Below are 22,770 nucleotides of genomic sequence, written 5' to 3' on the forward strand. Positions count from 1 at the left end.
AGCAGCACTTGGAACACGATATCGGGGGGCACCTCGATGAAATTGAAAGGGGTCCCGGTGCGTTCATTGCAGGTGCGATAGCACGCCTTGCAGCGATACATCGCGTAACCTAAGGATCGAGGATTAAATAACGTGTAATTCTACTATCTCTATCTGTAAGCTAGAGAGATAGGTGAGTAACGAGTGAATTGATGCAGCCCTACCCTACCCAAATAGAAGCCCAGATGCAACGGTTCTGTCGCAAAAAATCTTTTTAACGCTACCTACAGAGTTGTATTATGCATACTTCAACACTGCAAATAGTGTTTCCTAAAGTTTTGGCGACAGAACCTGTCCCCTTGACTGATTCCCTTCACCTGTCCTTTGCGAATCATACTCATTGCTTCAATTCCTCTGAGTGTTCGTCTTGCCGTGTTGAATGAGCCGAATCCCATCATCGGTTTCGTCAGCCGCTTGGTGTTCCGATGATCCTGCTCGATCACATTATTCAGGTATTTACTCTGCCGCAATTCGGTCTGGGCTGCCAGCGTTTCATCTGCTTTCAACGCTTCAATTGCCACTGGATAGGCAGCGTTCTTATCGACCGTGATTACCCGTGGAGTCTGAGTGTGAGTCGCCTTCAACACGTTGTGGAAGAATCGTGCCGCTGCCTTGCCATCCCGGCTTGCACTCAGCATAAAGTTCAGCGTGTTGCCCATTGAATCCACCGCTCGATACAGATATTTCCACTCCCCTTTGACCTCGATATAAGTTTCATCCACCCGCCACGAGTCGTTTTTCAGATTCAGATGCGGTCGAACTCGTTTGTCTAGTTCTGGAGCATAACTCAATACCCACCGATGGATCGTGGAATGATCGACCTCGACCCCTCGCTCTGCCATCATTTCTTCCAAATCCCGGTAGCTCAGAGGATAGCGACAATACCACCGCACATTCAACACGATGATTTCTGGTAAGAAGTGCCGCCACTTGAACAGGGATTGAGATGCCATTTAGGGTAAGGAGGTCAGAGAAAATTGAGCCTTCCTACCTTCTCATTTTTGCGACACAACCCAAATCTATGTGATTTGTGTCACGTGATAGATTATTGGCGCAAGAAAAGATTGTAAATTTATAGGTGTGAATGACTGTATAAGTTCTTGAGATGAAAACCAGGAGTTTGATCTCATGGTCAAAAGATCTCTCCGGGCCTCGTCTTCTGGGATGCAACAAGCAAAGCGAGCTTTTACTTACAAAGGATGGACTCAAGAAAGTCTAGCAGGGGAAGTAGGGTTAAAGACGCGCCAATCGGTTTGGCGTTTCTTTACGGGGCAGCCTGTTGAGCGGCAAACCTTTCAAGAGCTTTGCTCGATTCTAGACTTAGACTGGCGAGACATTGCGATCGATCCCCCCGCAGAATTTCCTGAACTTAGAGAGGTTACGATTGCACCAGTTACAGACATTAACACCCTAGTACGTCAGGTAAAATTGCAACGGCAGGATAAAGTCCAAGACCAGTGCGGTACCTTGCAGTTGTTGAACCTCAGCCACCCTGTCAAGATTGACGACCTTTACATCAATGTCAACATTCTAGAGGAAATTCCCAGCCAGCAGTGGTTGGAGTTGGCTGACCTGCAACGCATCACGCCCCAAGAGTGCACTCAGCTTGACCCAGGAGAAATGTCTCAGACTCAAATGGCAGGCGTGAAAGCCGTCGAAATCTACTCGAAGCTGCGAGTGTTGGGAAAACCGGGGGCAGGTAAAACTACTTTCTTGCAACATCTAGCGATTCGGTGCAACCAAGGTAGCTTTGCGGCTAATCGAGTTCCAATTTTTGTCAGCTTGAGGGATTTTGCTGACGAATCTAGAGCAGCAGATGAGTTGAGCTTACTCAGCTTTATTTTTGACGACTTTCGCACGTCGGGCATTTCAGACCTTTCTGTGCTTGAAACTCTACTGCAGGCGGGCAGGGTGTTGCTGTTGCTAGATGGATTAGATGAAGTGCTTGAGCAAGATCGGAAAGCGGTTGTCAACGAAATTCGCCGACTTTCTGAAAAGTATCAACAGAATCTGTTTGTTGTGACTTGCCGCACAGCGGCTAAAGCTCCGAACCTTAGACGCTTCACCGATGTGGAAATAGCCCTATTTACGCAAGACCAGATTGTGGCATTTGCTCAAAAGTGGTTTACAGCGCTGACGAAGACCACGTTTCAAGCTGGGCAAACACAAGCCATTCAGTTCGTTCAGCAGCTAGGTTTGCCTGAAAATATACCCTTTCGTAGACTTTCTGTGACCCCGCTGTTCCTCCATCTTGCCTGCTGGGTTTTCCAGCATCAGGGCAGATTTCCCGCTAAACGAGCGGAGTTTTATAAACAATGTTTAGAGCTTTTGCTCAGCAAATGGGACGAAACAAAAGGCATTGAGCGTGACGAGATGTATCACGGCTTGTTATTGCCCCAAAAGCTCAAGCTGCTGAGCCAAGTTGCAACCGTCACGTTTGAGCAAGGGCATTACTTTTTTGAACGACAAGCCGTTGAACAACAAATTGGGGACTACATCCGTGATTTACCCAATGCTGCAATCGAGCCAGAGGAATTGCAATTAGACAGTGAAGGGATACTCAAGGCGATCGAGTTACAGCATGGAGTGTTGGCAGAACGGGTGCAGGGGATTTTCTCCTTTGGTGATCAGATATTCCAAGAATATTTTACGGCTCGAAAAATTGTTGCCAGTCACAATCTGCACGCGTCCGATCGAGCATTAGAGCAGCTAGCCAGCCATGTGACTGAGCCTCGCTGGCGAGAAATCTTTTTGTTGACCGTTGCAATGCTGCGAAGTGCAGATTCTCTCGTGCAGTTGATGAAGCAGGAAATCGATGCGATCGTAGCTCAAGATCCATATCTGCAAAAATTTCTAACCTGGGCAAGCTATCAATCTCTTACTGCCCAGTCTGCTTCCATCCGCGCCACCCACCCTCACAGCGCTCAACATGACTGGCACTTCAGCCCAGAGCAACAAGAAGCATTGCAGCAATACTATGGTGCCAATCAATTGTTGATCGATTGTCTCAACAGCAATTGTAAAGTGACCGCTGCTGTGCGGCAGGAAATTGAAACCGCTTTGTTATTACCTCAAAAAGAACTTGAGGAGTAGGAATGAAGTAATTCTAAGCAGCAATTTGAGTGATTCGTTACAGCTATAGATAGCGACAGCTTTTTACCTTGCCCCTTTGTTTGCGCAATCTTTTACCCTTTGTCCCTTATCCTTTAGGGCGAAGTTTCTTCAAGCGATCGCGCAAATAGTTCTCCACTTCCAGGGCAAGGAACAAACGATTGATAGTGGAATTGAACAAACGTTTAAGAACGAAAAGATTGAATCAATCTCTTTAGGTGCGTTCTATGTCTACTTAGTGGTTTCTGCCTGTAGGGGAGGCATGACTACTTTTTGGGCTAACCCCAGTACTTTCAAACTTTGAATCGCCCACCATGTAATATCCACCTGCCACCACTTCCAGCCAGCCTTTGCCACTTTAGGGTAAGCGTGATGGTTGTTATGCCACCCTTCTCCAAACGTGAGTAAAGCTGCCCACCAGAGATTACGTGACCCATCTTCAGTTTTAAAAGTGCGATCGCCAATCAAATGCGTAGCTGAGTTGATCAGCCAGGTTGTGTGCCAGAGCAACACCACTCGCACAAACACCCCATAGACAACGAATGACCAGCCTCCCAGCGCATACAGCAGTAGTCCTAGCGGTAGTTGCAACAGCAGGAAATAGCGATCGAGCCAGGTGTAAAACGGATCGCGTGCCAAGTCAGGTGCATACTTACGATAGGTTTCGGTTGCAAAAAATTCAGGGCGGGGGTACATAATCCAAAGCATGTGGCTCCACCAAAAACCCCGTCGAGCGGAGTAAGGATCTTTATCAACATCTTCGGTAAAGGCATGATGTAAACGATGTCCAGCGACCCAAAAGATGGGACCACCCTGTAGGGCAAGTGCCCCTAGAAGCGCGAAGGTATGTTCTAGTGCCTTGGGAACCTGAAGGCTACGATGCGTTAGCAAACGGTGATAGCCCAGACAAATGCCAATGCTGCCAAAAAGCCAATGAAGCGCGATCGTCACCCCCAAAGCAGACCAAGAGAAAAACCAGGGTGCAAGCAGCGCTAGGGCATGAACAGCACTAAAAAAGGCGACATTCCTCCAGCTTAATATAAGCGGTTGCTCCCCTATTGGAGCAGAGCTTAATGATTGAACAGTCACAAATTCTCCTTCAAAATTCCTTAAAAATGATTCTGGTGTAAAAACTACAGGCTGTACTGCTTGAAGCGAATGGGCAATTTAGCAGCCAATCAGCAAGTGTAGAGTAAACAGCAGTGATGTTATAGCGAAACGCAGAATCAAGAGTTTGTTAACACGATGATTGATGCAACTAGAAGCCTGGTTAACAGCTTTGATTTTGAATCAAGCTGCACACAAATCTGCCTCATTGAGCAATACCATCGTTTCTGCCCCCACTCTGCCAAAATCAGGATTTAGCCCCAGTGGCATCTCGACAAGATACGCCCAAGTTCCAGCGTTGGGTTTGTAGCTTCGCACAATTCCCTCTCCACCCACAAAGCTAACCCTTTGCATGGGACGAAATATAGGTCGCCTGATTAAGGTTGCAGTCATCTGCAGAGCTCCTCTAAATTCTGGTTCGATGCTTTCTACTAAAACAGAAAGCATCAAATGCGTTTTGTATCTTCTTGGGTAAAGAAGTCAAACACTATCTGCAACTTTTGAATGTTTTAGCGATGTTTGTATAACTTATACACAGGTAAAACACTAACTTGGACAAGATCTTTAACAGCAAAGCGTCATACTTATTCTTGGACATCAATGGTCATAACGCTCTACAACACTCATTACGATGACTCAAATTCTGGATAGTCTGCCTGCTGACAGTGCTAACCGCATTCTCTGCTGCTATGTGAATGACACTCACAAGCTGAAGATTGCCCGAATCACAAACATCTCAAATTGGTACTTTGAGCGTATTGTTTTTCCAAGAGAAAGGCTTTTGTTTGAAGCACTACCAGAGGCTCAGCTCGAAATATACGTTTCGGGGTTTTCTACTGCTGCTCTAATCGAGGTCATGAATTGCGATCGCTTGGTTGTTAAAATCCCACAAGCTCAACAAGACTGCCTTGTTCAGCACAACTAAAGCTTACGTCGTTCGGGTATCTCTTACTTCAACTAGTTAACAACTTCTAGCAAATGCAGTTAATCAGTTCTGACCAACAATATATTCCTACTAGCCAACCAGCCAATGAGCAGTGGAAACAAACCCTTGCCCTTGAAAAAGAAGATGAAATTGTGCTACTGCGCGAACAGATTGATTCCCTTAAGCAATACTTATCTGAGCAGTTACAGCAACAGCAAGTGATAGAGCAAGATTTACACTATGCTAGACAAGAATTAGAACTGGTGAACGCAGAAATTCAGCTCATGGTTGAAGCAAAATGCTTGTTTTTTGAAGAAATCAAGGAATGTATGAGGACGCTTCCAGACAATGGAAAAGCTAGCAAAGAGGCGTTCTTGAGATTATGTAGCAAATTCTATAATGAAATCAATTTTTCTAAAGAATCAGAACCTATCGAGGCTATCTTTAATTGTAGAACGGATTAACGACAACTAACCCGCCCTACTTAAGAGGTTAATGCTTCAGTTGAGCCTAACCCATCCTGCGTTCAAGTATGCCTGATGATTTAGTAACCGCGAGAGAAGCTATCTCGGCGATTGCCACCACCAGATGAATTTCTGTCTTCACGGGGTTTAGCTTTATTGACCTTGAGATCGCGCCCCATCCACTCAGCACCGTCTAGGGCATCAATGGCAGCCTGTTCTTCAGTCTCTGTCCCCATTTCTACAAAACCGAAACCACGTAGCCGACCCGTCTCACGATCGGTCGGGAGCTGAACCCGCTTGACTGAACCGTATTCTGCAAACACAGCCGTCATATCAGCTTCTGTAACCTCATAGGACAGGTTACCCACGTAAATTGACATAAACTAATCTCCAAAAAAGGAATGTAGAGAGTGAGATTTCGGAGAGAAGCCCGTCAATACCAAATGTATAAAAACGTTCAATAGTTGAAACAAACACTACAACCGATTCTTAGTCCCGACTACCATCATAGCGCTTTAAAGAATAGTCGGTGCTTTAATTGTTATGTTGTTCTCACTACCGTTCAACAAATCGTTCAAAAACCATAAGCTTCTGATCACTCAGGCTGAATGCTTAGTAATGGAAGTTCAAGCGTGAAGTGGAGCTGTCCTGCTGTGGTTTCGACGGCGATCTGACTGTCTAGCTGTTGGATGAGCTTCTGTACTAGTGCTAATCCTAATCCGGTGCCACCTTGCTTCCAGGGATCAGCATTTGGAATTCGATAGAACTTATCAAAAATATGAGTGAGTTCATTGGCAGAAATTTTTTCGCTTGTGTTGCTGATTTGAATTTGCATTGAGTTTGCCTGCGATTGGATTGTGACTGTAATTTGTCCGTTCTGAGGCGTGTATTTGCAGGCATTGTTGAATAGCTCTGTTAAAATTCGCTCTAAGGTTGCCGCATCGGACATCAGGACAGGCAAATTTGAGGGGAGATTTATCTGAAAGGTTTGCTGGCGATCGCGCGCCCGTTCCCGAAAAGGGGCAATCACTTGAGGAAGCCAGTCACATAGCTGGATGGGTTTTATGCTGAGAGGATGTTCACCTGCATCCAATCGCTGAAAGTCTAGCAAATCATTAATCAAGCTAATTTCTCGATCGCACTCCGCATCTAAAATGTTGAGATATCGATCGACCGTATTTCTTTTCTCTAATGTTGTTACCTCTTCAGCAGCAGTTCGCTCTTGCTCAAGCGCAATTTTTAACATCCGAATTGCCATTCTCATGTTGGTAATAGGGGAGCGAAGTTCATGAGATGTGGTGCTGAGAAAACTATCTTTGAGTTGGTCAAGTTTTTTCATCTCCTGAATCTGAACTTGCGAAGCTTGATAGAGCCGAGCCTGCCGAATGGCGATCGCACACTGGTTTGTAACTTGCTGCACCAGGCGAATTTCTGACTCATAAAAAACATCCTGCTGTGGCTTAAATAACCACAAGTCACCTAAAACGCCCTGATCATCAACAATAGGACAAGCCAGAATTGTAAGATGCCGAACTGGGTTCTGCCCAATCTCACAAAACTGAAAATGTTCACCCTGTAGAAGCTGGTAATAAGCTTCAGGTGAGGTTCTCATTAAGATAACCTGTCCTAACAACGAGGGTGAACGGGTAACTCCCTCAACCTCAAAGTTTGTGAACTCATAGCGGACTGTGGACGTGGCTAAGTCGAGGTCGTACAGCGCAGCATCACAGCAGATTACACCCAGTACGAGTGCTAGTTCCTGTACCACGGTCTGTAGAATCTGGCTTTCATCCAAACTGTCCCGCACTTTGTCGGTAATGCGTTTTAGACCCGCCTCAAAATCAAGCGCCTGCTGTAACTCAGCCGTACGCTCTTGCACTTGTCGTTCTAGTTCTGAGTTGAGGTTTTCTAAAAGCCGTTCGACTTGCTTGCGCTCGGTGATGTCGCGCAGCAGCCATCGCAGGCTAGCGATCTGACCCAATGCATTGCGAACTACAGTAACCGTTAGCGCTGCATCAAAGGGCGATCGCTGGGGTGAACGGAGACGAATCTGCCAATCTTGCAGCTTGTCTAACTGCTGTAACCGATCGAGTTTGAGATGAAATGAGGAACGATCGGGCTGATCAATAAAAACTAGCAGCGGCTTGCCGACCAGAAACTCTTGGGAAACATTGAGGAGAGTCGCGATCGCATTATTGGCTTCCTCGATTCTGCCGTTGGCATCTGTGACCAAATAACCATCTGGTGCAAATTCAAACAGTTCGCGGTAGCGCTGACGTTCCGATTCTACAGCTTGACGAGTGTTAACTAACGCTTCATTTTGAAGATGCAGTTCTGCCTCAGATGCCTGCAATTCTTCTAAAACTGCCTGAAGCTCTGTCAGCGCTTCTGATAAGAGCGCTTGCTGTGATTCAGGTAGGTCGTTTGCCCGTTGTTGCAGTACCCATGCTCTTTGATACACCGCCTTTAACTGTGGGGATACCATACCTGTTAACCCTAGCCTGTTTTAATGGCGGTTGTTGCCTACATTCTACGGAATACGGGCAGATATGCTCAATCTATCTATTAGTCTTGACCCTGCACTTCCTCCTCGCTTACTCGTCCACTCAAGTTTGCCACCATCCGGATCAATTGAGTTGGCTCAATCGGTTTAGCGATGTGTATTTGAAACCCCGCTCCGATCGCCTGTTGCTGCTCTTGATCGCTGACATAAGCTGTAATTGCTGCTGCGGGAATCTGTCCCCCAGCAATCTCGTCTAATGCTCTCACCTGCCGAATCAGCGAAAACCCATCTTCATCTGGCATTCCAATGTCAGCCAGAAGTACATCATATCTGCTGGGAGATTTAGTCAAAGAGGCGATCGCTTCTCTACCTGAAGTAACCGTCTCAACCTCTGCTCCTACATCTTCTAGGATGTACTTCACCAAGTCCAGGTTATCCACTTCATCATCCACCGCCAGAATGCGTAAGCCTGCCAGGGAGGGAACTTCCTGGTTTACGGGTTCTGTATCTTCCTCTGTTATAGGTTCTAAGTTAATCGGCAATGTCACCTCTGGGGGCATTGAACGGAGAGGGAGTCTCACCGTAATGGTGGTTCCTTGCCCTTCACCCAGACTTTCAGCTTGTACTGTACCGCCATGCAGTTCTACAATATGCCGGACGATCGCCAAACCTAACCCCAACCCCTGCCTCGTTTTCGTGGTGCTAGAGTCTCCTTGACGGAAGCGATCGAACACATAGGGCAACAAATCTAGCGGAATGCCCTGTCCACTGTCGTTGATGCGAATTTCAGCATCAGCTTGCATCGATGCTACCGTGATTTCTATCCGTCCACCGGGAGGCGTGAACTTAATCGCGTTAGACAGCAAATTCCACAACACTTGCTGGAGGCGATCGCTATCGCCCACAACGGTTGCAGTGTTTAGCTGCGAAACGATTTGAATCGTTTTTGACTCAGCGGCAAGTTGAACCGATTCGATCGCAAGATTTACAAGGGAGACCAGATCTAGCAGCCTCGTGTTGAGGTGCAGCTTGCCACTGGTAATGCGAGAAATATCGAGCATGTCCTCAATCAGTTGAGATTGGGCCCTAGCGCTTCGCTCGATCACTTCTAACCCACGAGTTGTGGCTGCCTCATCAAGCTGACGGTTGCAGAGCAATTGCGACCAGCCCAGCATCGTATTGAGCGGGTTGCGGAGTTCATGGGAGAGGTTCGACAAAAATTCGTCTTTGGCACGATTAGCTGCTTCTGCCTGTTGACGGGCAGCCTGTTCCTGGCTCAGGAGTTGCGCTCGCTCGGCTTCAAACTGCTTGCGATCGGTGATGTCTTCAACCGACAGCAAAAGTCGTTGAGCTTCCTCAGTTTGAATAATCTTCCAGGCATTCAGCAACATGACTTTGTGTCCAATCCGCTCAAAATCATGCTCGACCTCAAAGTTTTGCAAATCTGTATTGTTGGTCAGAACGTCTTCCAGAAGCGATCGCAGTCCGGGAATATTCCACTGACCGTTGCCCAAATCAAACAGTAGCGTCTGCGCGGTTTCAGGAGGAGCCACCTGAAACGTGTCATAGAACGATCGATTGGCGGTATTCACTCGGAAATCGGGCTCCAGCACCAGCAGCGGCACTTGCACGGTTTCGACGATCGCTTCGGCATAGTTCCGGGCTGCTTCGAGGGTGGCAGCACTACGCTTGACGGCATCAATATCTAGCAGCACCATCACCACGCCATCGATCTGGTTCTCAGTGGTGCGGTAGGGGCGCATCCGCAACGTATACCAGTGCCCTCCCTGAGTTTGCACCTCTAGCTCCTTCACACTGAGGGTTTCCAGCACCTCCAACAGTAGCGACTCTAAGTCTGGGATGTTGAGATTGGCTCTGATGTCGCTCAGGGGTCGTCCGGCATCCCCCGGGATGAAGTTGAATAAACGCTGTGCCATCGGCGTGAAGCGGCGAATGCGTAAGTCGTTGGTCAACATCAGAATCGGGATGTTAATGCTAGCCAGCAAATTGGTCAGATCATTATTGACCTGATGCAATTCCCCGTTGCGGCTACGAAGTTCTTCATTCGTGGTGTTGAGTTCTTCGTTGGTTGCCTGTATCTCTTCTTTAGCAGTTTCTAGCTCCTCATTGGTGCTTTGCAGTTCCTCATTGCTGGACAAAATTTCTTCATTGGCAACTTTGAGGTCTTGATTGGTATACTCCTGCTCTTTAATAATTGCCTGCAAATATTCTTGAGTTGCGGCTCGTTCCTGGTTGGCAGCGGCAAGTTCTCTCCTGAGTCGTGCGTTCTCCTGCTCTAGCTCGCTCTGAGGAATATCCGAATTGATCGGGCTGGGGCTGCTAGTAGGGGGGATGTCTTCAAACAGCACTAAAAAGCGGCGTTCTTCAGTCGGTGGAATTTTAAAGGGAATCACCTGAAGGTTAACGACTCTGGCGTGTTCACTCTCTTCTAGGCGGAGACCGTTCTTAATGACAGGCATTTCTTGTCGTTGGGCTTGATAAATAGCAGCCCGTACCTCGACCAGCAGGCCATCCCTTAATAAGTTGAATAGGTTGAGGTTTGCAACTCCAGAGACGAGTTTTAAGTAGTGATCGACATTTCCCCGAAATTGCAGCACCTGCATTTTGTCGTCAAGTACCGCTCCCACTGGAGCGTAATGGTTAGCAATCAGGTGATCGATCTTTTTTTCTAAGTCAAACTCTTCGGTTGGGGCAGGCATTGGCTGGCGATCGTTCGCCTTCGGCAACGGATAGTTGCTAGGGATGAACGAAAATATTGGACGAGTAGCAGTAGGATTCTTAGCGTAAAGCTTGTACTTTTTCTCGACTAACGTAAATAAGTCTGAGACTTGACCAATGCTCTCAGAGGTGCCCAGCAACAGAAAACCTGCTGGATTAAGACTGTAATGGAAGATCGGCATAATCCGCTTTTGCAGTGCGTCTCCCAAATAAATCAGCAGATTGCGGCAGCTAATCAAATCAAGATTAGAAAACGGGGGATCGCTGCCTAAATTTTGACGGGCAAATACACAGAGTTCACGTACCGCCTTATTGATTTGAAATCGCTCTCCCTCAATGGCATGAAAAAAACGGCGGCGGCGCGCCGTTGACACTTCCACCATCTGATTCTCGGCATAAACGCCTGCTCTGGCTTTGTCGATCGCTATTTCGCTGATATCCGTCGCAAAAATCTGGATCGGGAATTGGACAGACTGATCCTCCAAAAATTCCAGCAGGCAGATGGCGATCGAATACACCTCTTCACCCGTCGAACAGCCCGCCACCCAGATCCGAATTGGCATGTCAGCAGATTTGTTTTGCGTAATCGTAGAAAAGACTCGCTCTTTCAACAAGTCGAACGCGTCTGGATCGCGGAAAAAGCTAGTCACATGGATCAGAATTTCTTCATACAGAGCCTTGACCTCAGCCGGATGCGCTTGTAGATAAGCAACATAGTCCTCCAACTGTTCCAACTTATACAGCAGCATTCGTCGCTGAATTCGCCGATTGATCGTGTTGGGCTTGTAGCGGCTAAAGTCAACCCCTGTGTGCGATCGCAGTAAGGCAAAGATCGTCGCCAGGGCATCGGCAGGTTGAGGTAATTCCTCCGCCAAGCCCGGTGACTGTGAGTGGTCCAACATCGGATTGCGACTCAGGTTTGCCAATTCTTCAGCAATTTTTGCGGGCGGCAGCACAAAATCGACATCTCCCGTAGCAACCGCCGTATTTGGCATGCTGTCAAATTGGGCTGTGTCTTTACACTGAGCAAATGTCACCCCGCCAGCTGCCTTGATTGCTTTCAACCCCAACGATCCATCGCCATCTAACCCCGATAAAACGATGGCGATCGCTTTGTGTCCGCGATCGGATGCCAGCGAAGCAAAAAAAGCATCCCCCGGCATATACCTGCCAAACACCTTCTCCCGGGGCGACAGTTGCAGCACACCGTTTGAGAGCACCATTTTGGTATTAGGCGGAATCACATAAACTTGGTTTGGCTCTACGGTTGTGTTGTTCTGTACTTCGCGGACTGACAGTTGTGTGACTCTGTTGAGAATCTCGCTCAACAAACTCTCATGATCTGGCGCTAAATGTTGAATCAGCACAAATGCCATTCCAGTATCGGTTGGAAGGTGGCTGAGTAACTGCGTGAAGGCTTCTAACCCTCCCGCAGAGGCAGCTACTCCCACAATAGGAAAAGGTGCATCAACTGGTTCCCCAGTTAATTCAAATATCGGTGGTTGCGAGGAGTCATAAGGCATAGGTTAGTCAGGCATTCACTGTGGCAGCTATCACCTTTACTCTAAGATGATTTACTCGATCGCGTTGTGCTTAATTAAGCTTTAAGTAAAAGCCGTACCACAACTCTCGATACTGAGGGTATTGAGATTCGCATCGCTCATTCCCCTTCCTACACGTCAAGGTACAACCCCATTGAACATCGTTTTTCCCTCATTTCACACGGGTTTGTCAAGGAGTAAGTCTTAGAGTGTTGAAATGGTTCGAGACTTGATGGCAAAGTCGAAGACACAAACCGGGTTTAGTGTGATGGAAACGATTTTAGATAACGTTTATGAAACAGGACGAAAAGTAACTCAAGAGTTTAAGGAGACAATGGAAATTGTATTTGATGAGTACTTACCCCAGTGGAATTACACAGCAAAACCACAAAACTGATAGTGTGATTTATTTGATTCTCGCTCCTTAGTTTGAAGCGTTTATCGGTGGTCACTGGTACGCCTTTGATGCGACCCAATCAGAACCATAGGGAAATCGGATTGCGATCGCCTATGGTTGAGATGCAGCAGATGTCGCATTAGCCACTCAATCTGGACTTTTAACCCTACCTGAAATGAACTCTGGGTTCAGGCAGACGAACCCATAAATGGTTAGAGACAATCATTCTGAATTAGAATGGAGAGATAAACAGCGATCACGCTACATGTCGCGAGGCGACCAGCCTGGTGCTAATACAGTTTTAAGGCACTTTGTAGATCAAGAAAGAGGTTTCAGATTGCAGGATTTGAAGTATCTGAGCTTCGTTTAACTCTGTTAACTATCAATCCAACTTTGTCTCAAAAATAGATGAATTCCTTTTGTCTCAAAGCGCACAAAAGACAGAAGTAAGGCAACAGCCTATCAACCGCTCACTCTCATTTTTTAGCTTTTAAGGGATAAAAAATATGACTTTTTTGTTTGATTTTTCACGAAATTATTGCATTACAATCTGCGCCTTTTTGGTGCCCTCTAATCTTTTGTTAACCTTATGCACCCTATACCTGGTAGTCAGGTTTCAATCCTCAGCCCAGGTTTATTGGTCAGCCTTTGCGGCGAGCCTGTTTGCGTTGGTTTTGCTGTTGCACGATTTTACCTGGTTCAGTATTGGAGTGGTCATGCCTCCTACCTACATTTTATTAGCCTTAGCTTGCGTTTGCCTCAGTCTGAACATGTGGGCGGTCGCTCATCCAGCCAGTATGAAGCAACTACTTAAAGAATTCACATCGATATGGCACAGAAATATTGCAATGGTGACCAATCACACGTTCTCTCTTAAAGCGACAGAACGCAATTAGTTCATTGAATACTTCCAATAGACTTGTTGGGTAATAGCGAGAAAAGCGGCTGAAAGCTATGTTCTGCAAAGGGTGTAGCGATTTCTGGCAGAAATAGCGGCAAAGCTTGCTGGGTAAAGTTTTCAAGGGGTTTCGTTCTATTTCCCGACAACTCTAACGGACTGGGGGCACGATCGCCACCTTTTCTTGCCCCTGCCAAATCTCTGCAGCGATCGCATGAAGGGGCGTATCGGCTTCAGCTTTACGGTACACCACCAGCACACTAAACACCAGTTGACTCAGCGGTTCAAACTCGACGGGAATTTGTTCTAGCTCACCCTCCTTGCGACTGCGACTGCGAGTCTGATTAATGCGATCGCGGTTTCTGAGTAAGGTGATTCCTTCGACGATGCGCGATGCCACCTATTTCCTTGATAGCATTCTCGGGAATGAGACGGAGTTGACCATTCTGGAACATACCACCGATACTCCAGGCTACACCGAACTCATCTTTGCCTTCTTTGATCTATTAGGGTTATCCTTCTCTCCTCACATTCGCGATGTCGGCACCCAGCAACTCTATCGCATCAAACGACAATTACCTGACGCTGATCTCAAACCCTTGTTCAAGGGATGGATTAACTGTCAACTCATCATTGACTACTGGGATGAAATGCTGCGAGTGGCAGGGTCTCTCAGGTTGTGTCGCAAAAACCAGTCAATGGTAAAGTAAGCAGACTCAAACTTTCCTCCTTGCCCTCCGATGTCTACTCCTGCTCTGTTTAAGTGGCGGCACTTTCTGCCTGAAATTATCCTGTTGAACGTGCGCTGGTATTGCCGCTATCCCTTGAGCTACCGAAACCTGGAGGCGATGATGGTCGAACGAGGAGTGGAGGTAGACCATTCGACAATCAATCGCTGGGTGCTGAAGTATGCTCCTGAGTTGGACAAACGCCTTCGACCTCACCTGAAGCCAACCAACGACTCGTGGAAGGTGGACGAAACATACATTCAAATCAAAGGGAAGTGGAAATATCTGTACCCTTGCTGTGGATTCCCAGGGCGATACCTTTAACTTTATGCTGAGCGCAAAGCGGGATAGCAAAGCAGCAGCACGGTTCTTTCGTAAAGTGTTGAAAGCCAGCCATGTCACTCCACCACGCGTCATCAATGTGGACAAGAATGCGGCTTATCCGGTCGCCATTGAACGGCTAAAAAGCGATCAAACGCTGGCAGCCCAGACCGAACTGCGGCAGGTGAAATATTTGAATAACCTGATTGAGCAAGTTCATCGCAACATTAAGCGCATCGTCAAACCAATGCTGGGATTCAAGTCTTTCAACAGTGCCAGACAAACGTTGAGAGGAATTGAAGCGATGAATATGATTCGTAAGGGACAGATTCAGGGTGTTGAGAGAAGCGATGTGCGATCACAAGTAGAATTCGTGTCTCGAATTTTTGGACTTGTTGCTTAATTGAGTCCAGATTAAGCCATTTGTTCGTTCCCAATAGTTTTTGCGACAGAGCCCGACTTGCTACATCACACCGCTACCTTTACCCCCAATAATGTGCACATCAATATTTTTGAGCAGTCGTAACAGTTTGTGTGTAAGCGATCCACGTAAGATTAATTTCCAATGTGATCGCTGACTTTCACCAATCACAATTTGAGTGATGTAGTAGCTTCTAGCAACTTCTGCGATCGCCTTTGCTTTGTCATAGTCTTTGGCTCGAATAAATTCTCCGCCGAACTCCTTGCAAAGCCGTTCACAAGTCTCAACGTGCAAACTCTCTGCTTTAGTGAGAAAGCGGTCGGGATCATCAACAAATAAACAGTAGAAGGGTGCGTGCATATATCCGGCAATCCGGGCACCACGCCGAATTAACTGAATCGCATTGGGATAGGTTGAAACACAGACTAGAACTCGCTCATGAATACTGCAAAAAGGAGCATCCGTTTTGGTTCCATTGGATGCTTCCTCAAGGGCATCTTCTTCAATGTTGTCAGCGACTTCTCGTAAGGCTAATTCTCGTAAGGCAATCAGGTTGCGCCGCTGAAAAAAGTTTTGCAGCGATTGCTCCACTTTCTCCATCGCATAAATTTTGCCGTCCCGTAGTCGCTCCTCCAGGGTTTCAGGTGTGACGTCAACCACAATCACTTCATCGGCTTCTTCTAGGAGGCGATCGGGCACGCGCTCTCGCACCACTACCCCTGTAATCCGAGCAACTAAATCATTCAGACTCTCCAGATGTTGAATATTGACAGTGGAGTAAACGTCAATTCCTGCTGCCAGAATAATTTCTACATCCTGATAGCGTTTTTCTCGCTGAGAGCCAGGAACATTCGTATGGGCGAGTTCATCTACCAGAGCCAGTTGGGGTTGACGCGCCAACACTGCCTCCGTATCCATTTCCGTTAGGACAACTCCATTGGGGTTGACCTGCTGGCGTGGCACCATCTCCAACTCTTCGGCTTTTTCTGCAGTTTCCTTGCGTCCGTGGGTCTCCAGCAGCCCAATTACCACATCGACTCCACATTGCTTGAGTTGATATGCCTCCTCCAGCATTTTGAAGGTCTTGCCTACACCCGGAGCCATACCAATGAAAATTTTGTGCTTGCCCCGACGGGCAGGACAGATGTATGTACTGTCAGGAGAAGAATTTGGAGATGGGTACATGGGTTAACTTGCAGGATTCAATGCATCGAGAGCAAGATTGAGCTTTAATACATTCACACCAGGTTCACCGAAAATACCTAAGAATCGCCCCTCTGTATTTTGAACAATTAACAGTTCCACTTGATTGGGCTGAAGCCTACGCACTCCTGAAATCCGTGTAATTTGCGCTCTGGCTGCCTCTGGTGTGATGTGGGGATCAAGCCCAGAGCCGGAGGTATAGACTAAGTCTGTGGTAGGTTGAATCCCCACTTGTTTCAATTGGGTTGTTGTTTCCTGGACTCGCTTGAGTAGATTAGGATTGGAAGGAGCCAGGTTACTTGCACCCGATATACCAGTTTTAAGAACATCTGCTTCGTCGTTCGTAGGATTAGCAGTGCTGTAGTTGGTGGTGCTGGGGCGACTGTTGAAGTAGCGATCGCTTGTAAACGGCTGTCCAATCAAGGCTGAGCCGACGGGCTGACCTTGAGTATTGGTCAGGATGCTGCCGTTTGCCTGAAAGGGAAAGGCGATTTGCCCAAAGGCAACCATGACTAACGGATAAATCAGAGCGGTGGTGACCCAAAGTACTAGGGTCGATCGAATGGCTCGACCTGCCTCGCGTGCGAAACTCATTAAAACTTCTCCGGTACAAACATGACAAAGAATAGATAAATGGAAAGCACAACAGTTCCTAGTCCCAATAGCCCCAATGACCAGGCTTGAGTACGGGAGAATTCATTGCCACTGGACGCATAAACAACAGGGGCAACGACCAGGTTGAAGCACAATGCCAGGAACAAATACAGGGGTAATTTTTGCCTGCGCCATTCTAACCAGGACTCTGAAATAAACTCAGTAGTTTGAGCCAAAGATGGGGGTTTGGAGTACAAATTATCTTTCATGTGTCATCCGTTAGTTGCGTATCTTTAAAGCTGAAGAAACGTTCAAGAGCTTCTTGATTGACAAAAAATCCTTCGTAACCTGACCATTCGGGAGGTGCATCTTTGTAGTACTCCCACTTATCTATATTTTGAGGAATTAAAGAGTGAAGTTGATCCAGTGAAATACCAAAGCACTCACAGAAACGAGTTCCATAAATTTGGAACTTTAGTCCAACCTCAGCATTGCTGTTCATGGGTAGAAGGCTAAGAACAACCTTACTTCCCTTCTTGAATGCAATTGAACTTCTAGTAGGTTCAGCACGAGTGAAATAGGTACTGAAAAGGCCTTCAAAAGCCTCTTTGTATAACGAACCAACGCCATTATGATTTGCTAATTCTTGAAGCTCCTCATAAGTTAAATTAGGCTTTCTCTTGGATGGTGCTTTTTCCTGAACACTTTGCTCTGCCCGATTTAGTTCAAGTAGAAATGTTCTAGCGATTAGTTCCTGTCCATCTTGATTCTTGAAGTACTGGAACTTTGCAACGTTGATATTAACCCCGTAAGTGTCAGATAGATAGTTAATAATTCTCTCGGTACTGTTATCAACGTTTGAGGCAACGATCAGCATCCTATGCTGATCATTCAGAACTTCCGGTAATTCAACACCAAACTTTTGCTCAAAAGCCTCCTCAAGGTTTTTGCTATACCTACTCTGCAGATAGAAATTAGCAATCTCTGTTATTTGCTCTAGAGAAAGATTTTTAACCCAGGAGGCATAATCTAAAACTTGAGCTGTAACCTCTCTTGGGGTTTGATCTCTTTTTAGTTCAACAATGACTAAATCTCCATTGCTTGCCAAACACAGTAAATCAATCAATAACCCGTAGGAAGTTCTAACCTGTCTACCGATAATTAGAAGATCCTCAGAAAGGATTGAAATATCTTGTTCAATCCACTCTTCTATACGAGTTTCTAAGTTCAAGCGAGAGCGTTGAATCTCCTGCAAACGATCATCAGGCTTAATTTCCCAAATCCTAATTTCCTCTGACATGAGCCTTCTTTCACGTAAATTGCTCCAATACTAACTAAGGCAGCGGCAAGATTAGATCGATCGCCTTAATTGCAATAAACGGGGCAATGATGCCACCCAACCCATAAATCAAAATGTTGCGTTGTAGCAGTTGATCGGCGGTAAGGGGTCGGAACTGTACACCTCGCAAAGCTAGAGGGATCAGGGCAGGGATAATCAAAGCGTTGTATATCAGGGCAGAGACGATTGCTGATTGGGCACTCTTTAAGCCCATGATGTTGAGCGCACCAATCCCAGCCGTCGCAAAAATAGTGGGAATAATCGCAAAGTATTTGGCGATGTCGTTGGCAACGGAGAAGGTGGTCAACGCGCCACGGGTGATCAGGAGTTGTTTCCCGATTGTCACTAGGTCGATCAATTTAGTTGGATCAGAATCTAGATCAACCATGTTGGCAGCTTCCTTTGCCGCCTGAGTGCCAGAGTTCATGGCTACTCCAACATTGGCTTGAGCCAGAGCAGGTGCGTCATTGGTGCCATCTCCGGTCATGGCGACGAGCTTGCCTTGAGCTTGCTCACTGCGAATAACATCAATTTTGTCTTCAGGGGTGGCTTCAGCAATAAAATCATCCACTCCCGCTTCCTGAGCAATCACCGATGCAGTAATGCGGTTATCCCCGGTAAGCATGATTGTTCTGACGCCCATGCGGCGGAGTTGGTCAAATCGTTCTCGTAATCCCGGTTTTACGATGTCCTTGAGGTAAATTACACCGTATAGTTCATTGCCCTGGCAGACGGCAAGAGGCGTTCCACCTAAGCGGGAGACACGTTCATAGGCTTCATCCAGAGTTGTGGGAACCTGACCACCTCGCGATCGCACAAAGCCTTTGATGGCATCCACTGCCCCCTTGCGGTACTCCTTGCTATCGAGGTCAGTTCCACTCATACGGGTTCTAGCTGAGAACTCGATTCCTGCTGCAGGTTGTCCATCCAGGTCAAATTTCGCGCCTAATTTTTGGGCTAACTGAACGATCGATCGCCCTTCCGGGGTTTCATCAAATACACTGGCAGCCAAGCAAACATCGGCAACTTCCTGCACTGAATGACTATTGACGGGGATAAACTCGTCAGCCAAACGGTTACCCAAAGTAATGGTTCCAGTTTTATCCAAAACGAGTGTATTCACATCACCACAAGCTTCTACAGCACGTCCAGAGGTGGCAATCACGTTGAATTGAGCGACTCGATCCATTCCGGCAATGCCGATCGCACTCAACAGTCCGCCAATCGTGGTGGGAATGAGGGCAACCAGAAGGGAAATCAAAATAGCGATGCTCGTTCCAGAACGTAAACCATTACCTGTCGCTGTTCCAACAACACTGTCTAAAAAGCCAGCAATGTAACCAGAAATAGCTGGGATTGTGGCGACAACAATCAAAAACACCTGGGTCAACACGGCTAGCAACACCGTTAGCGCAATCTCATTCGGGGTTTTGCTGCGTTCGGCTCCTTCTACCAGAGAAATCATGCGGTCGATGAACCCTTGCCCTGGATCAGAGGTAATTCGCACAATCAGTTCATCCGAGAGCAGGCGAGTACCCCCCGTGACGGAACTAGCGATATCTGTACCCGGTTGTTTCAAGACCGGAGCCGATTCCCCAGTGATGGCTGATTCATCCACCGAACCAATGCCCTGAATCACTTCACCATCTGCAGGAATCATGTCTCCCGCTATCACTTTCACCTGATCGCCCCGACGCAATTCAGTAGAACTGACATCCTGAATCGCACCATTAGGCAGCATTTTGCGCGCAACTGTATCACTACGGGTCGATCGCAATGCATCCGCTTGTGCCTTTCCTCGCCCTTCGGCAATGGCTTCGGCAAAGTTGGCAAAGAGCACTGTAAAGAACAAAATGAACGTGATAATGCCATTGAGTATTCGTTGCTGACCAACAGTTTCCTGAACTGTGCCAAACAGGTTGGGACTGATGGTAACCAGCAGAGTCACGATCGTCCCTAGCCACACCACAAACATGACGGGATTACGCACTGCTACACGCGGGTTCAACTTAACAAATGATTCTCGAATGGCGCGTTGATACAGTCCCTTGCGATCAGCTTTTGGGGTATGTTTGCGATCGCCCCGACGACCACCGGGAACCTGAACTGGGCGAGAAGATGTAGATGGAGAAGATCCGTTTCTAAGTTTCATAAATGCTCGAAACTCCTACCCAATTCCGTTGACCATTTGAAATAACTCAGCTACTGGACCCAACGCCAGCACCGGGAAGAAGGTCAGTGCACCCAGAATCAGAATTACGCCAGCCGTTACTCCGGTGAATAACCCCGTATCTGTTCGGAGGGTTCCAGCAGTTGCAGGGACAGGTTGCTTGCGAGACATACTATCGGCAAGGAAGAGTAAAGCAATGATCGGAACATAGCGTCCTACCAGCAAGCTAAAACAGGTACTCAGGTTCCACCAGAGGGCGACTGCACTGGTCGTTGCACCCGCCGCAATCGCGATTGGCGAAGGTTGCGAATCTGCCAGTCCTTCAAAACCAGAGCCATTGTTGGCGGCAGCGGAAGCGTATTCGTAGATGACCTGGGTTAAGCCATGAAAACCGGGGTTGCTGATTCCCTGGAGGTCTGGAAATGCCAGGACGATCGCCCCGGGAATCAGGATAGCGATTGGGTGAACCAGCAAAATCAGGAAACTTGCCAGCACCACTTCCCGTTTCTCAATCTTGCGTCCCAAAAATTCGGGTGTGCGTCCCACCATTAACCCGGTGGCAAATACTGCCAGCATCAGGTAGGCAAACAGGTAGGCGGTTCCCGTTCCCTGTCCACCAAACACAATTTGTAGGAACATGTTGGACAGAGTAGCAAAACTACCATTGGGCATGAAAGAGTCATGCAAGCTATTGACAGCTCCGGTCATTGTGCCAGTTGTCGCCACGGCATACAGAGCAGATTGCGCCCAGCTAAATCGCACTTCTTTGCCTTCTAAGTTGGGAGCCTGATCACTACCCAGTAAGGGATTGACCAGTGGATTGCCGTTGTATTCCCCAATTGCCGTAACAATGATAAATCCAACCAGAATGCTGAACGGAATCAGATAAATTAACCAGGATTGCTTGATGTTGTTGGCAAATATTCCGTAGGTGTAAATCAACGAACTGGGAATAGACAAAATCGCCACTAATTGCAGCAAATTGGTAAACCCACTCGGATTTTCAAACGGATGTGCGGAATTAATCGCAAAGAAACCGCCGCCGTTTTCACCCAGTTCTTTGATGATTTCAAAGTGAGCAACAGGACCACGGGCGATCACCTGATTGATTGCTGGATCTTCCAGGGTAGGAACAACTAGGGGACCTGCCAGGGTTTCTGGCACACCTGCAATAATCAGGATAATCGCCCCCACAATACTGATGGGCAACAACACACGGGTAATCGCTCGCATCAGATCCACATAAAAATTGCCCAGTGGTCTGCCCGTCAATCCTCGAATAAAGGCAATCCCCACCGCCAAACCAGTCGCGGCAGACGTGAACATAGGGTAGCCCAATCCCCACATCTGGCTAGCGTAACTGAGATAGGTTTCTCCAGAGTAATGCTGTTGATTGGTATTCGTAATAAACGAAATTGTGGTGTGCAACGCCGTATCCCAGGTAGGAGCAGGAATCCCAGTTGGGTTAAATGGCAAAAATGGCTGAAACATGATGATGGCAAAAATCAGTATCGCCATCACCGCATTGCTGTAGACGATCGCCCGGGCATACTGCCAGCCCGTCATATTCTCTTTCGACCTCACCCCAATTAGTGAGTAAAGCCCCTGCTCAACTGAATTGAGAACCGGATCAAGTAGAGTTCTCTCTTCCATGAACACCTTTGCCAGATAGCGCCCAAAGAAGGGGGTGAGTGCCACGACAATCAGCAGCGTCAGCGCGATCTGAATCCATCCTTGCAACATGAGTCATTCAACTCCGACATCGGTGAATAGGCTGTTGCTGAATTGATGAGCTATCAAATATCTCAGCATTGACCGAGAACTAACAACTCAACTTTTCAACCGTCCCTACTCACTGATGGTGAAACTCCAATTTAGGAATTACAAGGTATAGAGCAGCATTTACTGCATTTTTTAGATCACTGATATAGCTCCCAAGGAGAATGTTTAGCCGTTGTTTAGATGCAAATTTGTATTTGCAGATATAAATTTGCATCTAAACGCGAAGTGAGCGTTGTTTTCAGGTAGAGCTACGTAGAGAATCGCTAGACTTTTGGAATAGGGCTAGCTCAATAACTGTCCTATTTCAGGAGCCAAGTGTTGCAATTCCAACATGTTTTCCGTTCAAAAGACTGGTATTTGGGGCGTTGCTGAAACCGTAATGGTTAAGTAGGTAGAGGAATAGCTCGATACTTCAAATAGTGAAGCAGCAAACGGAGTGAACATTTCAACATCTCAAGGGATTTGGAGTAGCACAAGGTTTTACGGTG

General features: G+C 47.2%; 21 protein-coding genes and 3 pseudogenes. 9 read left to right on the forward strand and 15 right to left on the reverse strand.

Annotated features, from left to right (window positions below):
• Both H6F88_RS34720 and H6F88_RS29250 read right to left on the reverse strand, forming a co-directional pair.
• A pseudogene (locus H6F88_RS34720) lies at positions 1-101 on the reverse strand (IS6 family transposase); the annotation flags it as partial.
• 186 nt (positions 102-287) lie between these two features.
• Complete coding sequence (locus tag H6F88_RS29250) at positions 288-992, reverse strand: IS6 family transposase (protein WP_190646345.1); 705 nt, start codon at positions 990-992, stop codon at positions 288-290.
• A gap of 175 nt (positions 993-1,167) precedes the next feature.
• Between H6F88_RS29250 and H6F88_RS29255 the strand changes: the two genes are divergently transcribed.
• Complete coding sequence (locus tag H6F88_RS29255) at positions 1,168-3,132, forward strand: NACHT domain-containing NTPase (protein WP_190646346.1); 1,965 nt, start codon at positions 1,168-1,170, stop codon at positions 3,130-3,132.
• Positions 3,133-3,381: 249 nt separating this feature from the next.
• On the opposite strand, the gene H6F88_RS29260 is transcribed toward H6F88_RS29255, so the two are convergent.
• Together H6F88_RS29260 and H6F88_RS29265 are read right to left on the reverse strand one after the other, a co-directional pair.
• The gene (locus H6F88_RS29260) at positions 3,382-4,239 is read right to left on the reverse strand and encodes a fatty acid desaturase (RefSeq protein ID WP_190646347.1); all 858 of its coding nucleotides are present in this window, start codon (positions 4,237-4,239) and stop codon (positions 3,382-3,384) included.
• A gap of 201 nt (positions 4,240-4,440) precedes the next feature.
• Positions 4,441-4,650, reverse strand: a complete 210-nt coding sequence (locus tag H6F88_RS29265; protein WP_190646348.1) for a hypothetical protein — start codon at positions 4,648-4,650, stop codon at positions 4,441-4,443.
• Between the two features lie 238 nt (positions 4,651-4,888).
• On the opposite strand from H6F88_RS29265, the gene H6F88_RS29270 reads away from it, so the two are divergent.
• The gene (locus H6F88_RS29270; protein WP_190646349.1) at positions 4,889-5,182 is read left to right on the forward strand and encodes a DUF1830 domain-containing protein; all 294 of its coding nucleotides are present in this window, start codon (positions 4,889-4,891) and stop codon (positions 5,180-5,182) included.
• A 53-nt stretch (positions 5,183-5,235) separates the two neighbouring features.
• Positions 5,236-5,646, forward strand: coding sequence for a hypothetical protein (locus tag H6F88_RS29275; protein WP_190646350.1), 411 nt, complete (start codon positions 5,236-5,238; stop codon positions 5,644-5,646).
• Positions 5,647-5,726: 80 nt separating this feature from the next.
• On the opposite strand, the gene H6F88_RS29280 is transcribed toward H6F88_RS29275, so the two are convergent.
• The 3 genes from H6F88_RS29280 to H6F88_RS29290 all read right to left on the reverse strand — a co-directional run bounded on the left by H6F88_RS29280 (position 5,727) and on the right by H6F88_RS29290 (position 12,411).
• Entirely contained in the window at positions 5,727-6,026 is a 300-nt protein-coding gene (locus H6F88_RS29280) for an RNA-binding protein (protein WP_190646351.1), read from the reverse strand.
• Positions 6,027-6,241: 215 nt separating this feature from the next.
• A complete protein-coding gene (locus tag H6F88_RS29285; RefSeq protein WP_190646352.1) occupies positions 6,242-8,131 on the reverse strand; it encodes an ATP-binding protein in 1,890 nt (629 codons plus the stop codon).
• 80 nt (positions 8,132-8,211) lie between these two features.
• Positions 8,212-12,411: a chemotaxis protein CheB gene (locus tag H6F88_RS29290; RefSeq protein WP_190646353.1), complete on the reverse strand. Its 4,200-nt coding sequence runs from the start codon at positions 12,409-12,411 to the stop codon at positions 8,212-8,214.
• 132 nt (positions 12,412-12,543) lie between these two features.
• Here H6F88_RS29290 and H6F88_RS34725 point away from each other — a divergent pair, with 132 nt between their 5' ends.
• From H6F88_RS34725 to H6F88_RS29305, 4 genes and pseudogenes are all read left to right on the forward strand, one after another.
• Positions 12,544-12,630, forward strand: coding sequence for a hypothetical protein (locus H6F88_RS34725; protein ID WP_347277761.1), 87 nt, complete (start codon positions 12,544-12,546; stop codon positions 12,628-12,630).
• A 16-nt stretch (positions 12,631-12,646) separates the two neighbouring features.
• On the forward strand, positions 12,647-12,826 hold the full coding sequence (locus tag H6F88_RS29300; protein WP_190646354.1) for a hypothetical protein: 180 nt from the start codon (positions 12,647-12,649) through the stop codon (positions 12,824-12,826).
• 31 nt (positions 12,827-12,857) lie between these two features.
• Positions 12,858-12,944 (forward strand): annotated as a pseudogene (locus H6F88_RS34730) (transglutaminase family protein); the annotation flags it as partial.
• A 471-nt stretch (positions 12,945-13,415) separates the two neighbouring features.
• Positions 13,416-13,640, forward strand: coding sequence for a hypothetical protein (locus H6F88_RS29305; RefSeq protein WP_190646355.1), 225 nt, complete (start codon positions 13,416-13,418; stop codon positions 13,638-13,640).
• Positions 13,641-13,875: 235 nt separating this feature from the next.
• Here the strand turns inward: H6F88_RS29305 and H6F88_RS29310 are convergent, their stop codons facing one another.
• On the reverse strand, positions 13,876-14,124 hold the full coding sequence (locus tag H6F88_RS29310) for a hypothetical protein (RefSeq protein ID WP_190646356.1): 249 nt from the start codon (positions 14,122-14,124) through the stop codon (positions 13,876-13,878).
• On the opposite strand from H6F88_RS29310, the gene H6F88_RS29315 reads away from it, so the two are divergent.
• Together H6F88_RS29315 and H6F88_RS29320 are read left to right on the forward strand one after the other, a co-directional pair.
• Positions 14,111-14,434: a Tn3 family transposase gene (locus tag H6F88_RS29315; RefSeq protein WP_190646357.1), complete on the forward strand. Its 324-nt coding sequence runs from the start codon at positions 14,111-14,113 to the stop codon at positions 14,432-14,434. The two genes, H6F88_RS29310 and H6F88_RS29315, sit on opposite strands and share 14 nt — an antisense overlap.
• A 30-nt stretch (positions 14,435-14,464) precedes the next feature.
• Positions 14,465-15,176, forward strand: a protein-coding gene (locus H6F88_RS29320; RefSeq protein WP_242050766.1) for an IS6 family transposase whose coding sequence is annotated in 2 segments (ribosomal slippage) — positions 14,465-14,743 and positions 14,745-15,176 — 711 coding nt in all. Because the reading frame shifts where the segments join, the coding sequence is not laid out codon by codon here.
• A 60-nt stretch (positions 15,177-15,236) separates the two neighbouring features.
• Here the strand turns inward: H6F88_RS29320 and H6F88_RS29325 are convergent.
• From H6F88_RS29325 to H6F88_RS29355, 7 genes and pseudogenes are all read right to left on the reverse strand, one after another.
• Positions 15,237-16,379, reverse strand: coding sequence for a sensor histidine kinase KdpD (locus H6F88_RS29325; protein ID WP_190646358.1), 1,143 nt, complete (start codon positions 16,377-16,379; stop codon positions 15,237-15,239).
• A gap of 3 nt (positions 16,380-16,382) precedes the next feature.
• Complete coding sequence (gene kdpC, locus H6F88_RS29330; RefSeq protein WP_190646359.1) at positions 16,383-16,991, reverse strand: K(+)-transporting ATPase subunit C; 609 nt, start codon at positions 16,989-16,991, stop codon at positions 16,383-16,385.
• Positions 16,991-17,260, reverse strand: coding sequence for a potassium-transporting ATPase subunit F (locus H6F88_RS29335; RefSeq protein WP_190646360.1), 270 nt, complete (start codon positions 17,258-17,260; stop codon positions 16,991-16,993). Before H6F88_RS29335 ends, kdpC begins: the two co-directional genes overlap by 1 nt.
• A complete protein-coding gene (locus tag H6F88_RS29340) occupies positions 17,257-18,291 on the reverse strand; it encodes an endonuclease NucS (protein ID WP_190646361.1) in 1,035 nt (344 codons plus the stop codon). Before H6F88_RS29340 ends, H6F88_RS29335 begins: the two co-directional genes overlap by 4 nt.
• Before the next feature lie 34 nt (positions 18,292-18,325).
• A complete protein-coding gene (kdpB, locus tag H6F88_RS29345; RefSeq protein WP_190646362.1) occupies positions 18,326-20,482 on the reverse strand; it encodes a potassium-transporting ATPase subunit KdpB in 2,157 nt (718 codons plus the stop codon).
• A gap of 15 nt (positions 20,483-20,497) precedes the next feature.
• The gene (gene kdpA, locus H6F88_RS29350; RefSeq protein ID WP_190646363.1) at positions 20,498-22,243 is read right to left on the reverse strand and encodes a potassium-transporting ATPase subunit KdpA; all 1,746 of its coding nucleotides are present in this window, start codon (positions 22,241-22,243) and stop codon (positions 20,498-20,500) included.
• Positions 22,244-22,665: 422 nt separating this feature from the next.
• A pseudogene (locus tag H6F88_RS29355) lies at positions 22,666-22,770 on the reverse strand (IS1 family transposase); the annotation flags it as partial.

This window comes from Oculatella sp. FACHB-28, assembly GCF_014696015.1.
In the GTDB taxonomy this organism is placed as follows: domain Bacteria; phylum Cyanobacteriota; class Cyanobacteriia; order Elainellales; family Elainellaceae; genus JAAUTN01.

What these genes read in the sequence shown, in the direction of transcription:
- H6F88_RS29275 (WP_190646350.1), top strand. Translation starts at nt 5,236, where the DNA reads ATGCAGTTAATCAGTTCTGACCAACAATATATTCCTACTAGCCAACCA.
- kdpB (WP_190646362.1), bottom strand. Translation starts at nt 20,482, where the DNA reads ATGAAACTTAGAAACGGATCTTCTCCATCTACATCTTCTCGCCCAGTT.
- H6F88_RS29265 (WP_190646348.1), bottom strand. Translation starts at nt 4,650, where the DNA reads ATGACTGCAACCTTAATCAGGCGACCTATATTTCGTCCCATGCAAAGG.
- H6F88_RS29325 (WP_190646358.1), bottom strand. Translation starts at nt 16,379, where the DNA reads ATGTACCCATCTCCAAATTCTTCTCCTGACAGTACATACATCTGTCCT.
- H6F88_RS29250 (WP_190646345.1), bottom strand. Translation starts at nt 992, where the DNA reads ATGGCATCTCAATCCCTGTTCAAGTGGCGGCACTTCTTACCAGAAATC.
- H6F88_RS29270 (WP_190646349.1), top strand. Translation starts at nt 4,889, where the DNA reads ATGACTCAAATTCTGGATAGTCTGCCTGCTGACAGTGCTAACCGCATT.
- H6F88_RS29255 (WP_190646346.1), top strand. Translation starts at nt 1,168, where the DNA reads ATGGTCAAAAGATCTCTCCGGGCCTCGTCTTCTGGGATGCAACAAGCA.
- H6F88_RS29305 (WP_190646355.1), top strand. Translation starts at nt 13,416, where the DNA reads ATGCACCCTATACCTGGTAGTCAGGTTTCAATCCTCAGCCCAGGTTTA.
- H6F88_RS29300 (WP_190646354.1), top strand. Translation starts at nt 12,647, where the DNA reads ATGGTTCGAGACTTGATGGCAAAGTCGAAGACACAAACCGGGTTTAGT.
- H6F88_RS29315 (WP_190646357.1), top strand. Translation starts at nt 14,111, where the DNA reads ATGCGCGATGCCACCTATTTCCTTGATAGCATTCTCGGGAATGAGACG.
- H6F88_RS29335 (WP_190646360.1), bottom strand. Translation starts at nt 17,260, where the DNA reads ATGAAAGATAATTTGTACTCCAAACCCCCATCTTTGGCTCAAACTACT.
- H6F88_RS29290 (WP_190646353.1), bottom strand. Translation starts at nt 12,411, where the DNA reads ATGCCTTATGACTCCTCGCAACCACCGATATTTGAATTAACTGGGGAA.
- kdpC (WP_190646359.1), bottom strand. Translation starts at nt 16,991, where the DNA reads ATGAGTTTCGCACGCGAGGCAGGTCGAGCCATTCGATCGACCCTAGTA.
- H6F88_RS29285 (WP_190646352.1), bottom strand. Translation starts at nt 8,131, where the DNA reads ATGGTATCCCCACAGTTAAAGGCGGTGTATCAAAGAGCATGGGTACTG.
- H6F88_RS29280 (WP_190646351.1), bottom strand. Translation starts at nt 6,026, where the DNA reads ATGTCAATTTACGTGGGTAACCTGTCCTATGAGGTTACAGAAGCTGAT.
- kdpA (WP_190646363.1), bottom strand. Translation starts at nt 22,243, where the DNA reads ATGTTGCAAGGATGGATTCAGATCGCGCTGACGCTGCTGATTGTCGTG.
- H6F88_RS29340 (WP_190646361.1), bottom strand. Translation starts at nt 18,291, where the DNA reads ATGTCAGAGGAAATTAGGATTTGGGAAATTAAGCCTGATGATCGTTTG.